Genomic DNA, 15,785 nt, shown 5'->3' with positions numbered 1-15,785 from the left:
CATCAACGCTCTGGCCGAGTCGACCATCGGGCTGTTCAAGACCGAGCTGATCAAGCCGCGGGCGCCCTAGCGCACCGTCGAGCAGGTCGAGATCGCCACGCTCGAGTACGTCGACTGGTTCAACCACCGCCGCCTGCACAGCACTGCCGGCGACATCCCACCCGTCGAACTCGAGCACGCCCACTACCGTCAATGCCACGCCCAACCCGAGTCCGAGCACTCAAGCCCGTAGCTCTCCGGACACGCCGGGGCGGTTCATGCACTGGTTTGGCAGGCAGGTCGGGAGCGACCTCTTACCGGGTGTGCACGTGCTCGGCATGCCTCGGCTCTGTGCGGCAAGAAAGGACCGAGTCGGGGTCCTCGAGCCGTTGGGTCGCGTGTCTGGCAAGCCTGCTCGTCCGGTGTTAGTCCTCAAGTCCCCGATCGACATCGTGATCGGGTTGCATCCTGTCCGCGATCGCCGAGGATCTGTCTTGTGTCTGTGGTTGCCGGTTGTCGCCCCGTCTCTTCATGCCTCGCTGATCACGGCTTGCGCGGTCGCCAGTACCCGCGATCGGGAGTTGGACGGCTCAGGCTCTCTAGTTCGTCCGCGCTGTGGGCGCCAGCTCGCGAGCCAGGTAGCTCCTACGACGAACGAGAATGACCTCCTCATCGTCGACGGTCACTGCAGGGACGTTCAGCTCCCACGGGGCGGCGCTCGATTTCTGCGAGAGCGAACCCATCGACCACCTGGGCCGCGTCCAAGGGAAGCTGGCAAGAGGCCGGGGCAAGCTTGGCGACGGGAGGTCCAGAGGAACTCTGCGGTAGCCACGACGCGGCGCGGTCACAGGTGCCGAAGGACGTCTGACGTGGAGGGCCTACGCCCACGCACGAGCCAGCCGCCCGTAACACCGCAGGAGCCAACGCGACACCCGGAGACACGTCATTCACAGGAAGGCTGACCGTGACCGTCTCGGGCCTCGTAGGCGCCGCCTTCGTCATCGCGCTCGCCGCGACGCCGTTGAGCGCGGTGATCGCCGTCGCGATCCTGCGTCGCTACCGGCACCAAGTCGCGGCGCTCACCGGTCAGCGAGCGATCGAGCGACGACCCCGAGCATGGCCCGAGCGTCGACCCGGTGGTGGCGGCGCGCGATGGATTCGGGGCCGGCCCGCTCCCCTCGAAATCGTATCGCGGAGGGCTGCACGGCGTTGCCTCGCGATCCACCTCCTTCCGGCACTCGTCGTGTCGGGCGGTTCCGCGGTGGTCGTGCTGCGCACATCGGTCTTTGTTGGTACCGAGCCGACCCCGGAATTCGTGGCCACACTGATTCTGCTGATACTCGCGTTCGGTTGTCCGGTACTGGTTGTCGCTCGTGCCCTTCTGATCCCAAGTCGTCGTGTCTATGTGGGTGCGATCGTCGCTCTTCTCGTTGGGGTGGCCCTCCTGGGAATGGTTGCGGTCGGCCCCGACAACTGGGCTCTGATCCTCCTCGGGTTCGTCGCTCCGGCCGTCGTCCCAGCCGCCGTGGTCCTGCTCAGCGCGCCGACGGCACTGCGGGGTGTGGGGTGGTTGTTCACTCCGATCACGCTCGCCGTGGTCTTCGCCTTCGTGCTGATGCTCGCCCTGATCGTCGTCCCGCAGCCACCGGACGGCGCCACGGCAGGCGCCATCACCGCCACTGCCATCGGCAGCGTGCTTGTGACGTCGGCGGTGGTGGCCGCGGTGTGGTGGGCGTACCGGACCCGCCGTATCGACGACGTCACCGAACACGCCGTCGTGCTCTGGTTCAGTCAGGCGCCGTGGCTGTGCATGTGGGCTACCTTCGAAGGGACCATCGGCGACATCGCCGTAGGCCTCGCTCCCTTTGCCGCGTTCGTGGTCTCGGTGCCGCTGGTTCAGGTCTGCTTCCAGCGACCCCAGAGGGACGCACCGCGACATCTACTGCTCCTGCGATCCTTCGCCGGCGGTCGGCGCTCCGTGTCGCTCTTGCGGGATGTCAGCCGTTCTTGGCGCTACCTTGGAGCAGTCGTACTCATCGGCGGCGTCGACCTGGCGGGCGAGACCCTGGAGCCGGACGAAGCCGTCGACTGGTTCCTGGGCCGGGTGGGTCGCCGGGTGATCACCGACGAGGAGGACGCCCCGGCCCGTGTGGCCGCAAGCGATCTTCGAGCCGACCCGGACGGGCGGCACCGCGTCCACGACATCCTGTGCGGGCCCGAGGCCTGGCACGCGACGTTCGCCGCGATCATCGCTCAGGTTGCCGTCGTGCTCATCGATCTGCGCGGAGCCGCCGATTCCCAGGGCGGCCTGGCCTGGGAAGTCGACCAACTTGCCACATCCGGCGTGACCAACGTCGTAGTCCTCGCCGACAAGTCAACCCGGTCTGCGTGGGTCGCCGAGCTCGAGTCTCGCGAACCTGGCCAGAGGGGCACTTACGCCCCTCGGGGACCGGTCGTGGTGCGGCCGCGCAACGGGGCCGCAGGGGCACGGCAAGTGCTCCACGCGCTTACTCGGGTCGCAGACGACGCCGACGTGGTACATCCGGGTCGAGGAAGCGGCTAGCTCGACGGATCGGCCGTGTCTCGTGTGCTCGCTGGCCCTCAACTCTGCGAGCGGCCTTGATTCGGAGCCAGGCGACCCTCCCGCGCTACGTGTGCATGGAGTACAAGGAGGTCTGCGCCCCAACAGCAACTCCATCCCGTCCCCGGCCTGGAGCGTGCGCTGCGCGGGCGCCTCGGCAAACAGGCGCCGCACGCTAGGGCCGGCGTCGAACGACGGCCGGAGCGCGAGTTGGCGAGTAAAGCCGTGGGTGAGCGGCGTGATCTGGTTGCGCCAAACGGATGAAGCGTTGCAGCACTTGCTTCACACGGATCGTGATCGGGAGTTCGATCTCCCCCCAAGGCGATCGACCTGGGGGGATCGTGGAGGCACCGCGCGGACTGTCGGCGGGGACGCGGGCATTGCTGCGCTCTTTGGTGGTCGTTCTCGGTGCGGTGGCTTTCGGACTCGGTTACGTCGGCTTCGAGCAGATGGCAGCCGATCCGCCGGCGAACACCGTCCCTGACGGCAGCAGGCCCGTCGAGTACGTCTATTTCACCCTGCAGTTGTTCCTTCTCGACGCCGCTCCGCTGCAGCAGGGCGTCAGGCTTCCGATACCCCTGGAGATCGCACGCTTCCTCGCGCCCGCGAGCACTGCGCTCGGTCTGGTGCTGGCCGGTCAGGTCGTCCTCGACGCGGCGATCCAGGCGACCCGCGTGCGGTTCTTCTGGACTGCTCACACCGTCGTCTGCGGCAGCGGTGTACCGGCACTGCTGGTGGCCAGGAGCGTCAGCGAGGCTGGTAGTTCGTGCGTGGTCGTCGACCCGTCGGCCGACGCCACGCGGTGGGCACGCTGGCCGGAGGCTCGGGTGGGCAAGGGCCCGGTGCTGCGGATCGGCGGCGATCCCCGGGACTCGGGGACCCTGCGCGGTGCGCGGGTCGCCACGGCAGCCCTCGTCGTCGTCGTGATGGGGGACGACACCGCGAGTGCCGATGTCGCCGCGACCGTCTGCGGGACGCCCCGTCACCGCAGGGATGCACGATGCATGGTGGAAATGCGGTCACCCGGGCTGGCGGACGTGTTGTTCCGCAGGACGATGAGCACCGGGACGGCGAGGCCGCCGGAGTTCTTCGATCCCGCCGCTGCCGCCGCACGCCGTCTCCTCAAGACGTATCGACCCGAAGGCGCCGCCGGGCCGGTCGTCGTTCTCGGTGAAGGCCCGGTCCACGATGCCCTCTCCTCGGCACTCGGACGCCGCCGAACGAGCGGGCGGCTTGGGCACGATCCACACATCTGCGGTCCCGAGACGCGGGGAGCGCAGGTGCGAGCGTTGCGTCCGGGATTGGTGTTCGTCTGTACCCCGGATGTCGGCGCCGGCGTCCGGATCGGCTTCCAGACAGCACATGCGCTCAGGGAACGATCGGTCGATGTCGTGGTCACCCTCGGGCCCAGCGTGGCGTTGGGCGACGTCGTGTCCGGTGCGCGGGAAGCTCCGGCGGGACCCGTGGGGAAGGCTCAGCTACGCACTTTCGCCGAGGTCCGCGACGTCTACAGCGTCGCAGCGCTGAGGAACCGGGACGAGATTCTCGAGGCATTGGCGCAGGAGGTTCATGCGTCCTACTTGGCCCACGCGCTGGCGAGGAAGCGAAAGGGCCCGGCTGTCGTCCCCTGGGAGGAGTTGGACGAGACGTTCCGCGCGTCCAACCGAGAACAGGCCCAGTCCTTCGGATCGCTGCTGCGGTCCGTCGGCGCGGTCCTCCTGCCCAGCGAAGGAGACGACGACGGACTGAGTGACATCGTCCTCACCACGGAAGAGGTCGATTCCCTGGCCGAACACGAACATCGGCGCTGGGTCGCGGAACGGCGGCGGACCCGGCCCACCGAGGAGGACGGAACGGAGGATCCTGACCTGCGCCCCTGGGCCGAGCTCCCGGAGGAGACACGGAAGAAGGACCGGGAGGCGATCCTGGCGATGCCCACGTTGTTGCGTCGAGTGGGCTTCCGCGCCGTGCGGCCCGACAAGGTCCCAGCGTGACGAGCGAGGAGGCCGAGGCCGTCGCCGCCGACGGCGCCGTCCCTGCGCCACCGGCAGCGCCGGCGAAACCGCGGGAAGCGTTCCTGTACGACGCCTTCATCTCGTACACCCATTCGACCGACGCTGATGTCGTCGACGATTTCCAGCGGCAGCTCGAGCTGTACGGGCGCCCGTGGTACTCACCGCGGGCGGCGGTGCGCATCTTTCGCGATCGGACAGGTCTTCCGTCAGGAGCGAAATTCGCGCAGCGGCTGCACGAAGCGATGGCGGCCTCCTCGTGGCTGGTGCTCATCGCCTCGCCGTATGCTGCGATCTCCGAGTGGGTCGACAAGGAAGTCCGATGGTGGCTGGACATGGGTCGCCAGGATCAGCTCCTGATCGTGCTCACCGGCGGTGAGATCGTCTGGGATGCCGACACCGGACGATTCGACCCCGAGCAGACGACCGCTCTCCCACCTGCTGTACGGGATGCCGACTTCGGTGAGGCGCCTTTGTGGGAGGACATCCGCAGTGCCGCCGGCGGGACACCGGCGATTCGGTCAGCGGTGCTCCACGAGGCGGCGACCAGGATCAATCCGAACCTCCTCGGGGTCCGTCCGGAGGCGCTCGCCCGGGTCTACCGACGGCGGCGCAACCGTGCACTCATCGGGTTGTCCATCGCCGCGGCGGTGTTCGCGGCCGCGGCGGTCACAGCCGTTGTGTTCTGGCTGATCGCGGGGGAGGCGCGGGACCGGGCGGATGAGCAGGCGGCGATCGCAACCGCGCAGGTTCTCGACGACGACGCTGACGAGGAGCCTGACCCGTTTCGAGCGACCCAGCTCGCTCTGGGCGCCTACACGCTGGCCCCGCGACCGGATACCACCAACGCGTTGCTGGATTCCGTGCTGGCGAGCCGGTTCGTCGCTCGCGTCCCTCCGGAGATCGGCGAGCCACCGCCTGCGGCGATCGCCATGGCCGGTGACCGGGTGGTGCGGGAGGGCGCGAGGCACACCTTGAGTCTGTGGGACATGGCGGACCCGAGCCGACCGCTCCGAGGCCCCACGTCGCTCGACAGCCCCCATACCGGGAGGATCCTCGCCATAGCGGTGACGCCGGACGGCCGAACCGCGGCGACCGGTGGGGTGGACGGCATCATCGGGCTCTGGGACCTCGCCACGGGCGGCGCGCCGCAACTCCTCACGACGCTGCGCCGGTCAACAGTCAATCAGGGCGTGGTGACCACACCGAACGTCGGCGCGCGGGAGAACAGCGACGTCGTGTTGTCGTTGGCGTTCTCGACGGATGGTCGTCGGTTGGTGGCGGGCGGAACCGGGGCGGCGGTGACGCTCTACGACGTGTCCCGCCGAGAGGCCCCAGGATCTGGCCGTCGGATCGACCTTCCCCTGACAGGCCTCGAGGTCCTCGGCGTCGCGCTGGCGCCCGATGGGCGAACGCTCGCCGTCGGTAGCCGCACCGTGCTTCCAGGTGGAGGACTGTCGGAGGCTTCGGTGCGGCTCTACGACGTCACTGACGTGAGTCGGCCGACGGAGGTCTCGGCACCGCTCATCGCTGGTGTTCAAGGCGTTGATCCGGTGCCCGTCGCCTTCGGGCCCGATGGCCGCACGGTGCTGACGGGTCAGGGCCGGGCGCCCCGCGTCTGGCGTCTCGGCGATGGACCGCCGCGGGCGCTGCGCACCGACGACAGCGGACCGCACAACACCGCCGTCAACGCGTTGGCTGCCTCGCCGGACGGGATCACGCTCGCCACGGGTGGCTTCGACGACCGCGTGATCCTCTGGAAGATCGAGGGCGACCGTGTCGTCCGGGCGGCTCAGCCGCTCGTGGGCCAAGGTGACGACGTCGCTGGCGTGGCCTTCACCTCCGACACGAACGAGGTCGTGGCCGCCGGAGCCGATGGGGCCATGATCGTGTGGCAGGCCCGGGACGGGTTGCGTCCTCGGGTCGCCGACGAGCAGAGGGTAGGCCAGGGGGCGCTGCAGAGCCTCGCGACCAGCTCCGACGGCGGCTACCTCCTCACCGGCGGCATCGCGAAGGACGTGGTCCTCTGGGACGTCACCGGACCCGCTCCCCGCCCACTGGACCGTGTGCCCGTGGGGAGCCAGGGCACGCCGCCACCGGATCTCAACCAGCGCGGAGCCGTCGCCGCCTTCGCGCCCACCCGCCGGACGATCGCCACGGCCTCGAGCGACGGGACGGTCCGTCTCCTTGACATCGGACCCGAAGGGCGCCTTCGCCAGCGAGGCGCCACGCTCAAGGGGCCGACGGCCATCAGCGCGATCGTCTTCGCCCCGGACGGCAAGAGCCTTGTCCTCGGCGATGACGCCGGCTGGCTCACCCACGTCGTCGATGTGGACACCCCGGGAGGACCACGCCTGAGTTCGGTCCATCCGGCAGCCACGACACCGATCGCCGACCTCGAGTTCTCGCGAGACGGCTCAACCTTCGTCGCGGCCATCGGAACGTTGCCGGACGTCCCCGGCTCCGTTGCCCAGCTCTGGACTCTCGCAAGCGGTCGTCCGACGCGCCTGGGCCCCGACCTCGTCGGTCACGCAGCCGGGCTGACAGCAGCGTCCTTCGTCGGCCCGGGCGGCAGTACGGTCCTGACCGGATCTCGCGACGGCACCCTGCGGAGATGGGACGTGACAGACCCATCGAATCCTCGCTCGTCCCCAGGACCGAGCGCTCACGTCGAGGGCGTGTCGGCACTTTCCGTCTCGCGGGACGGTCGTACGGCGGTCACCGGGGGAGCCGACCAGCTGATGCGTCTCTGGGATCTGACCGATCCGGCCGAGGTCCGACCGTTGGGACCCGCGGTGCGCGCGTCGGGCTCCCAGGTGCTCGGTCTCGGCATGGCCCCGGACGGACCCTGGATGTGGATGGCGACGCGCGAGGACGACACGTTGCGCGTGATCGACCTGTCCGGCGTCGAGACGGCGCGTCATAACCCCGCTGCCGTCGCGTGCCGTCTCCGCGACGTCGCGATGACACCCGAGCAGTGGGGAGCAGCCACTGACGGCGAGGAGTTCCGCGCTTCCTGTCCGCCTCCCGACGGAACCTCGCCTCCGCCGGGGTAGCGCGGTCGCCAGTAATCTTCAGGACTGGAATTCGGCCAGCGGCCCCTGAGATCGGCTTGCTCCAGATCGAGTAGTAGTGGAAAGACTCGAGACTCATTGAGGGGAGCGGCCCAGCGCTCCGGCCTCGAGGAGGAGCCAGGGGTGCTTTAATTCTCGGGTGTCATGTCACGCACACGATCGCGAACTGAGTCTGCCGTTCTATTTCCGCGATAGCGGCGACGGCCTCACAGACGTAACCCGGTCGAATTCTCGAACGCAACGGATATCGCGTGCGGGACCGCCGCGACCGACCGGTCCGCTGCATCGATCGCCGGCGACTTCATCGTCCCTCCGATCCGGACCCCTTGACGCCGGTTCGCCCGAGGTCGCGCTGAGCGGGACGCCTGCCGCCGTCACTGAGCGCGGTCCCGTGGCGAGGGAGCGGGCGTCGGACGCGGTGGACGAGGCGCTCGTCGGCCGGGTCGCCGCGCCGAGGTCACGCCGAACATCGCACCGCATTACCTGGCACGTTCACGCGCGCAGCAAGATCTGCTTGCCGCGGGTCCAGCCGGTTCCGAGGGTCTGTGACGCCGCGAGATTTCGGTGATGGAGACTTGCCGTGGTGAGAGTTGCCGGGGAGGACGGCGGGACGGTCGGTGGGGCAGTCGGGGGCGACCCGGGTATTCATCTCCTACGCACATGAATCGGACGAGCATGTGCGGCTCGTGCGGAATCTGTGGCTGTTCCTCCGCGATTGCGGGATCGACGCAAAGTTGGACACGGTGGCGGCCCAGCGGCGGGCGGACTGGGCGCAGTGGATGGCCGAGCAGATCCGAGAAGCTGATCACGTCCTGATCGTGGCGTCCCCGGCCTACCGGCGCCGGGCGGAGGGGCGTGCTGGGCCGGACGAGGGGCGCGGAGTCCAGTACGAGGCTCGGCTGATTCGAGATGCGGTATATGCCGATCTGCAGCAACTTGATCGCTGGGTTCCGGTGATCCTGCCCGGCGCGACCGTGGGTGACGTCCCCGATTTCCTGGCGCCGGCCTCGACGACGGTCTACCGGATCGACCAGCTCTCCGTGGCCGGAGCGAAGCCGCTGTTGCGGTTGTTGACCAGTCAGCCAGGCGAGGTCGAACCACCGCTGGGTGCCGTGCCGGTGCTGCCGCCGGCAGCCCATGATTGGGGCAAGGGGCAGGAGTCCGGCGACCCGTCCTGGTATAGAGGTGTTCTCGCGGCGTATCTGGACGGCGTCGTCGACGAGTCCCGCCACCAGCTGCCCGGCTTCCTGCCGCGCGGCAAGGCAGCAAGCCTCGACCAGCGCGTACGGGTCCGAGCCACGCGGCGCCAGGCGAACTCGAGCGCCGGTGAACCGATCACCGGCCGTGCCTACCGCTCTCCGGTCGAGTCCAGCGGCGAGTTTGCGGAGGACCCGCTGGCGGCGCGTTCGTGGGAAGAGCTCAGGACGTCCGCACGTCACCTCGTGGTGCTCGCCGATCCCGGTTTGGGGAAGTCGTGGCTCATGCGGACCGAGGCCATCCGGTTGGCTCAGGAGGCTCTCGGCTGCCTCGGCGACGAGGAGAGCGTTCCAATTCCGGTGCCCATCCGCGCTGACCAGCTGGCTGAGGTCCTTGAGCGCTCCATCGGGTCCATCGTGGCCCGGCAGTTCGTCGCCAGGGGATGGCTCGCGGAGCGTTCGATGGGTGCCTTCGCTCAGCATGTGGACGCCGGGCAGGCTCACCTGCTCGTCGACGGGCTCGACGAGGTGCCCGACGACGAGACACGGCGACGAATCCGTGCTGCGCTCGCGGACTGGTGCCAGCGGCCGGGCGAACGGCAGTTGATCCTGACCAGCAGGATCGCGGGCTACACCCCGGCCGAGCATGGGGCGTCAGTCGAGGTGGAGCTGCTGTCGTTCACAGACGAACAGGTCCTCGCCTTCGCGAGGACCTGGGGACTGGGCGCACTCGAGGAAGCCCACTTGATCGCGGCCGTCGCCGACCCGGCGATCTCCGGCATGGCCAGGATCCCGCTCCTGCTCGCCCTCCTCTGCTCCTTGGCCGAGACCGGCGAAGACGTCCCCCGAACTCGGGCGGCGCTCTACGAGCGAATGCTGCTGTGGTTCCTCGAACGACCGCACCGTGTCCCTGCCCGGTCACGGAGCGACGACGAGGCCTTGCTGGAACTGGCCGCCGGGATCGCCTTTCAGTTCGCCGACAGCGACGGCGGTTGGACGGACTTGATGCCGCATCGCCCGCTCGCCCGCTCCTTGCGGGACCAGCCGTCCTTCGCCGAACTCGGGGTTCGCGCGGACCGGCTGATCGAACAGCTCGCGGTCGACCTGGGGCTCATCGTTCCTGAAGGCGATGTGTCCGGGGGGCGCCCGGCCCGCTACCTCTTCGTGCACCGCACCTTCGCCGAGTACCTCGCTGCCCGTCACCTCTCCACGCTCGACGAGCAACGTCGATGGGAGATCATCGAACGTCACCTGTGGTTCGATCCCGAGTGGCTTCAGGTCATCTCCATGCTGGGAGGTCTCCTCGGGGCCGACGAGGTCAGGAAGCTGGTGTCGCGGCTCCACGGGGCCGGTGACGATGCCTTCGGCCACGCGGCGTTGTCGGCGATCCGGCTCCTCTCCGAGCATCCCGAGTCGGCCACGTTGCTCCGCTATCAAGAGCAGCGCGACCTCCAGAGGACCCTCGAGGTGACTCTCAGGCATCCACACCTGCGATGGGCCGCCGTGACGGCACTGCGCGGTGTGCCCGTACTCGCGCGGTGCGCCGTCGAGGTCTTGCTGGGCCTGACCGAGGACGAGGACGCCTCCTTGCGGCTTGCTGCGGTACGAAGCCTTGGGGGCGTGCGAACCCCGGACCCCACTGCCCACCTACTGGCCCGACTCGGCGACGAAGATGAGCAGGTGGCGGCAGAGGCCGCAAAGTCGTTGGCGGGAAGGCCCTTCCAGGTCCGCGTGCGCGACGAGCTCATCGCTCAAGTCTTCTCCGACCATTTCCGCGTCCGCGCGGCGTGCATCGACACGCTCGCCACGCTCCCGCCGGCGCAGCTTCACGAAGCAGTCGCGCCGTACCTGAGGGCAGATCAGCCATCTCCCGTGCGCGTCGCGGCCTATCCGGTCCTCCACGGAAGCGGCGACGATGCAACACCGCTAATTCTTCTGGGGCTGGCCGACGACGACCCGGAGGTCGCGGCCGCCGCCGCGGACATCGTTGACGCCCCGGTGGATCCGCGCCTGGAAAGCCCGCTCCTCGGGCGGCTGAGCCGCTACCTCGAATATGCGGCAACACAGGACGACGTTGCGCGGGGAGGTGATGACGCAGGTCATCGTCGTCAGCGCGACGCGCAGGCAGCCCGTGCGGCTCTCACCAGAAGTGGCTGTCGCGATCCGCTGCTCACAGCCGCCTACCTACGGTTGGTGATCGACTCGAGCGACACCCTCGCGGACCTCGGCAAGGACAAGGGCCCTCCAGCTGCGACCCCAGCAGTGACCACGGAACTTCTCCAGCGCCTGAGGAGCCCCGGTAGGGCTCAGCAGCGGGCCGCTCGGGCGCTGCGCGCGTTGCGTCCTGAGGGCATCGACGAGGACCTCGTTGAGCTCATGGATTCCCCGGACCGCGACGTCGTGTTGGCCGCGCTGGAGGCGGCCCGCGGCCAGCGCGACGAGGTCCTGTTCGCCCGCGTGACAGCTCTGACGGCCCACCGTGACGACGACGTCCGGGCGGATGCCCTCGAGATCGTGATCGAGCGGCAACCCATGGATCTCGACGACGCGCTGCTCGTCGCGATGCAGGACCCGAACCCAGCGGTCCGCAGTCACGCCGCTCATGCGTGCGCTGACCGTCACGATGTACGGCTCGTTGCTGCGCTCGTGGAGTGCATCAGACGACCGGGAGAGTTGGCCGGTGTTGTGGTGTCGGCGATCGGGGGCCTACGGGGTCGGGCGGACCCCGGAGTGAGGGAGGCCCTCCTCGCGTGTCTGCATCAGGAGACGACGACGGCTGACGGCGACCACGCGGGCGACCATACGGCCCCCCGTCGACGCCTCTTCCTTCACGCTGGGCCGCCGCCTCACGTGGCCGCGGCTCGCGCTCTGGCCGAGGTCGAGCCCGAGGCGGTGGTCGCCGCCCTCGGGAGCCGTTCCGCCACCCAGAATGGTTACGAGGGGCGTGAGGCGGCGTACGCCCTTGTCCGATGCCGCGTGCCTGGCGCGGTCGACCTTCTGCTCGAGATGCGGACATCAGGCGCGAGAAAGACCCGGATCGCTGCGTATAACGCCCTTGTCGCACGCCCTTTCCCGGAAGACTTGGAGCTGCTGGTCGATCGCTTGGAGGACTTTTCGCCGGAGGCTCTTGCTGATGTGATCTCAGCCGCCGAGGTGCTGGCGGCGCGGCACTTTCGCGCTCTGCCCCGCAGTGCGCGACGTCGCGCCCGGGCCGTGCTGGCAGCTGCCATCGCAGCCACCGCGCCGCACGACGTGCAATGATCTTGCCAGCCTCTGCCGGGGCTCCTGAGGCGCTAGCTGTCCCGGGTCACGACAACTAGCCGCTGATGTGGCGATGCCCGGAGCTGGTGGACGTCGGCAGCGCAAGCACGATCTCATCCCCGTCGAACACGTCCGGACGGTACTGCGGACCCTGAGCGCAGCGGTGCCTCGGACGGCGGTCCGTACCGTGGAACGGATGACCGCGACGAAGCACGGTGCGTCCTCGATCCCGGGCGAGCTGGGTGCGGCCGTGGATGCAGCTCCTCGAGATCTCGGTGTCCGTGCCGGTGGTGGTCGGCTACCGCACGGCCCGGATCGCGATGGGTGGGTGGCCGCCGGACGCCCGGGAACGCCGCGAACTGGTGAGGATGGTCCAGGAGAAGGCCGATGCCTTCGGGCAGGCCGCCGTGGCGGCGGTGACGACGCCGCCGAGGGACGGCGCGCGGTTCGTGGGCGCGATCGTTGCTCCGGTCCACCGGAGCGTGGTGGGGAACCGCCGGCGGCTGACCCGGTACTGACGACGAGACTCTCGAACGCCGGGGGAGGCCCTCAGACGCTGACGGGCCCGGAGGCTGCGGTGAGCTGGAGCTCGTGCGTCCAGCACGACCGGTCCTGCCGGTGCAGGTAGTGGAACGCGTCGGCGATGGCCACGGGGTCGATCAGGAGGTCCGGGCGCTCCTGCAGCGCGGGGAGGGCCCGCGTCCCGGGCGAGTCGATGAAGCCGTCCACGACGACGTTGGCGACGTGGACGCCGTGCTCGGAGTACTCCTCGGTGAGGGCCTGGGCGAGGGCCCGCATCATGGTCCGCGGGTAGTAGAGCGACTGGCCGGTCGACCGCTTCCGCCCGCGCAGCGAGTACTGGTTGTTGGAGAACAGGATCGAGCCCGAGCCCCGCTGCCGCATCGCGGGCAGGACCTCCTTGGCCACCAGGAACGGGCCGCGGCACGCGGTCGCCACGGCCTCCTCGAAGAGCTCGTCCGGGAAGTGCTCCAGGAGCTCCTGGTCCTCGGGCAGCTCGCGGCCCGCCATGTACCCGGCGTTGTAGATCAGCACCTCCGGGTCGCCCGCCCGCGTGCGGATCGTGGTGAACGCGTCGGCGACCGACGACGCCGTCCCCACGTCCAGCTCGACGACGGAGCAGGAGCCGCCGTCCTGGTCGATCGTCGCGGCGAGCGACTCCGCGTTGGCGCGACGGCGGGTCGTCAGCACGACGTGGTGGCCCTCGCGGGCGAACCGGTGGGCCAGCGCCCCGCCCAGCCCCCAGCGACGCTCGACCGGGAGGTCCTGCCCGACCTCGCGGCCGTGGACGAACCGCGTGTTCGGCCCGTCGGGCTGCCACTTCGAGGTCGCGCCGACGATGACCGTGACGGGCAGGGCGCGCGGGTTGTCCGCCGGCGAGTCCACGCGATCTCCTAGCGCAGCAGCGTCGCCGCGCGCTCCGCGACGAGGATCGTGGTCGGGTTGGTCGGCACGCGCGGGATCGTCGGCATCACCGAGGCGTCGACGACGGCGAGTCCGTCCACCCCGTGCACGCGGCAGTCCCTGCCGACCACGGCCTGCGGGTCGGTCGCCGGGCCCATCCGGGCGGTGCCGCAGGCGTGGTTGTAGTGCGACGGTGCTCGGCGCACCGCGTCGGCGAGGGCGTCGTCGCCGACGTCGGGACCGGGCGCGCGCTCACCGACGAGCAGCTCGGACAGCGGCGGGGTCGCGGCGAGCCGGCGCGCGACCCGCACCGCCTCCGCGACCCGCGGCGCGTCGTCCGGGTGCGTGTAGAGACCCAGGTCGATGATCGGTGCGTCGGACGGGTCCGCCGAGCGCAGCCGCACGGCCCCGCGCGAGCGCGGCTGGACGCAGGCCACGAAGAAGATCATGTCCCAGCCGGTCGGGTGCTCGCTGACCGGCGGGACGAACGCCTCCGGGAGTGCGGCGGTCGGGACCGCGGCGGTCGGCAGCACGTGCAGGTCGTAGTCCGGGTCGGCCGGGTCGTGCCGGACGCTGAGCGCAGTCTGGAACATCGGCGCCGTCGAGGTGTCCGGCGGGCGCGCGGCGTGGATGTTCCACATCACGGGGTGCTCGGTGAGGTTCTGCCCGACCCCGGGCAGGTCGCGGACCAGGTCGACGCCGAGCTCGGCCAGGTGGTCCGCCGGTCCGATCCCGGACCGCATCAGGATCGCCGGGGTGTTGTACGTCCCGGCCGCGAGGATCACGCCCCGGCTGCGATCTCCTCGCCGGACCGCAGGCGTACACCGACCGCGCGGTGGCCGTCGACGAGGAGCCGTTCCACCTCCTCGCCGCCCCGGACCTCGAGGTTCTCGCGCTCGCGGACCGGGTTGAGGTCGGCGGTGCTCTGACGGATGCCGTCCACGGCGCTGAGCGGAGCCAGGCCGAAGCCCGGTGGACCCGGCGCGTTGACGTCGTCCACCTCGGCGTAGCCGAGCGCGGCCGCGGCCTTCGCGCTCGCCGCCGCCGTCGGCGCGAGGTCCTGCCAGCCGTCCCGGGTGATCCGGTAGACGCCGGAGCGGCCGTGGAACTCGTCGGCCCCGTGGGCGAAGCACTCCATCGCGCGGTAGTCCGGCAGGACGTCGTCGTAGCCCCACCCGGGATTCCCGCGCTCGACCCAGGCGGCGTGGTCGGCCGGGCGGGCGCGCATGGCGAAGCAGTAGTTCGTCGACGACGAGCCGCCGATGACCTTGCCCCGGGGCACGGCGACCGCGTTGCCGAAGGCGTCCGGCTCGGCGGTGTAGCCCCAGTCGTGGGTCTGCGGCGCGTAGGCGGCGCCCGCGATGTCCTCGGGCAGCTCCGCCGGCGAGCGGTAGTCCGGCCCGGCCTCGATCAGCAGCACCGACCGGTCCCGATCGGCGCTGAGCCGGTTCGCCAGCACGCAGCCGGCCGACCCACCACCGACGATCACGAGGTCGTACGTCATCTCCGGCCTCCCGCCCACCACGGTCAGGGGAGACCGACGTTAGCCCCCGCCCGTCGGCGGTCAAGACGCGATGCTCGGGTGAGGACCGTCCGATCCCGCCCGGCTCACCGGGCGGCTGGCGGGGCCCGGACGCAGTAACCACGACATCCCCCGTGCGTTGGACACGACGGAGTCCACGATGGGGGGAACGGATGACGCTGAGGACGCGTGCCGCAGCGGTGGGGGCCGCGCTGATCGTTGCAGCGGTTGCCGGGGGATCGAGTGCCGTGGCACTCGCTCCGGCCGCGCTGGCGTGCGAGGCACATCCCGAGCACGAGTGCGGGGGCACGCCGACCCCGCCCCGTGGCGGGGGTCCCACGGGCGACTTCACCGTGCAGGGTGCGGTCACGCAGTCCGGAGGCCTCGTCTTCACCATCGACGCTCGGCGCGTCGGCGGGCAGGGCTCCGGGACCGTCATGATCGGGGACGCCGACGGGAACTCCACGGGACCTCGCCCGGTCCTGGAGGTCGTCGCGCCCCGCGAGGGCTCCGACATCTTCTGCGTCAACTTCGACAGCACTGAGGGCGGGCCCGGGGACGGGAACCGCACCAACATCTACTTCCGCGACAGCGGCGACGGTCTCCTCACGCATGACCCGGTCAAGTTCTCGAACGCGCAGGACATCACGTGCGAGACCGCCGCGACCGACCGGTTCTCCGCGTCGACCGCCGGCGACTTCATCGTCCGTGCGATCCCGAGCCCCTGACGTCCGTCCG

At 70.0% G+C, this 15,785-nt stretch carries 9 protein-coding genes and 1 pseudogene; 7 read left to right on the top strand and 3 right to left on the bottom strand.

What is annotated here, in order from left to right; translation table 11 throughout:
• The 6 genes and pseudogenes from WCD41_RS14910 to WCD41_RS14885 form a co-directional block, all read left to right on the top strand.
• Nucleotides 1–232, top strand: a pseudogene (locus WCD41_RS14910) (integrase core domain-containing protein); the annotation flags it as partial.
• A 711-nt stretch (nucleotides 233–943) separates the two neighbouring features.
• Entirely contained in the window at nucleotides 944–2,542 is a 1,599-nt protein-coding gene (locus tag WCD41_RS14905) for a hypothetical protein (RefSeq protein WP_337714194.1), read from the top strand.
• Between the two features lie 359 nt (nucleotides 2,543–2,901).
• Complete coding sequence (locus WCD41_RS14900; RefSeq protein WP_337714193.1) at nucleotides 2,902–4,554, top strand: NAD-binding protein; 1,653 nt, start codon at nucleotides 2,902–2,904, stop codon at nucleotides 4,552–4,554.
• The gene (locus tag WCD41_RS14895; RefSeq protein ID WP_337714192.1) at nucleotides 4,551–7,628 is read left to right on the top strand and encodes a toll/interleukin-1 receptor domain-containing protein; all 3,078 of its coding nucleotides are present in this window, start codon (nucleotides 4,551–4,553) and stop codon (nucleotides 7,626–7,628) included. Before WCD41_RS14900 ends, WCD41_RS14895 begins: the two co-directional genes overlap by 4 nt.
• Nucleotides 7,629–8,263: 635 nt before the next feature.
• Nucleotides 8,264–12,103, top strand: coding sequence for a HEAT repeat domain-containing protein (locus WCD41_RS14890; protein ID WP_337714191.1), 3,840 nt, complete (start codon nucleotides 8,264–8,266; stop codon nucleotides 12,101–12,103).
• A gap of 254 nt (nucleotides 12,104–12,357) precedes the next feature.
• Nucleotides 12,358–12,621, top strand: coding sequence for a hypothetical protein (locus WCD41_RS14885; RefSeq protein ID WP_337714190.1), 264 nt, complete (start codon nucleotides 12,358–12,360; stop codon nucleotides 12,619–12,621).
• A gap of 31 nt (nucleotides 12,622–12,652) precedes the next feature.
• Here the strand turns inward: WCD41_RS14885 and WCD41_RS14880 are convergent, their stop codons facing one another.
• From WCD41_RS14880 to WCD41_RS14870, 3 genes are read right to left on the bottom strand one after another with little or no spacing between them, the layout of a single operon-like run.
• Nucleotides 12,653–13,507 (bottom strand): SDR family NAD(P)-dependent oxidoreductase, encoded by an 855-nt coding sequence (locus tag WCD41_RS14880; protein WP_337714189.1) that lies wholly within the window; start codon nucleotides 13,505–13,507, stop codon nucleotides 12,653–12,655.
• Between the two features lie 8 nt (nucleotides 13,508–13,515).
• Complete coding sequence (locus WCD41_RS14875; protein WP_337714188.1) at nucleotides 13,516–14,310, bottom strand: GMC family oxidoreductase; 795 nt, start codon at nucleotides 14,308–14,310, stop codon at nucleotides 13,516–13,518.
• Nucleotides 14,307–15,029 carry a GMC family oxidoreductase gene (locus tag WCD41_RS14870; protein ID WP_337714187.1) on the bottom strand — a complete coding sequence of 241 codons (723 nt, stop codon included), beginning with the start codon at nucleotides 15,027–15,029 and terminating at the stop codon, nucleotides 14,307–14,309. Before WCD41_RS14870 ends, WCD41_RS14875 begins: the two co-directional genes overlap by 4 nt.
• 266 nt (nucleotides 15,030–15,295) lie before the next feature.
• Here WCD41_RS14870 and WCD41_RS14865 point away from each other — a divergent pair, with 266 nt between their 5' ends.
• A complete protein-coding gene (locus WCD41_RS14865) occupies nucleotides 15,296–15,775 on the top strand; it encodes a hypothetical protein (protein ID WP_337714186.1) in 480 nt (159 codons plus the stop codon).
• Nucleotides 15,776–15,785 lie beyond the last annotated feature (10 nt).

The organism is Actinomycetospora aeridis (genome assembly GCF_037400275.1).
GTDB lineage: Bacteria > Actinomycetota > Actinomycetes > Mycobacteriales > Pseudonocardiaceae > Actinomycetospora > Actinomycetospora aeridis.
The sequence above is the reverse complement of the archived record's forward strand: the minus strand, read 5'-3'. Positions and strand labels throughout refer to the sequence as shown.